Raw genomic sequence first — 258 nt, 5'->3', positions numbered from 1 at the left:
TTTCGTATTCAGTCAAAATGGACACATAGTATTTACCAGTAGGTGTCATAGAAATCGTACATGACTTGATTATATGGTCTTGTGGTATTTCTCTATGCTGTTTGATACGTACCATTTTCAGTTTTGGCAATTTGATATGACTGTTAAGCAACATAATATTTCCGTTCACTACATTCGTTGTATAAGACTTTCTGTCTTTTTTGCTTTTGAATGTTGGGAAGTCATTTTGACCACGAAAGAAATTTTTATAGGCAGTTT

The 258-nt window shown here is 32.9% G+C and carries 1 pseudogene; it reads right to left on the bottom strand.

Features of this window, described 5'->3' with window-relative positions:
* Positions 1-258 (bottom strand): annotated as a pseudogene (locus HFD78_RS29235) (RNA-guided endonuclease TnpB family protein); the annotation flags it as partial.

The organism is Bacillus sp. EKM501B (genome assembly GCF_011800505.1).
In the GTDB taxonomy this organism is placed as follows: Bacteria; Bacillota; Bacilli; order Bacillales; family Bacillaceae_G; genus Bacillus_A; species Bacillus_A cereus.
This window is presented reverse-complemented; position numbering and strand designations above follow the sequence as displayed.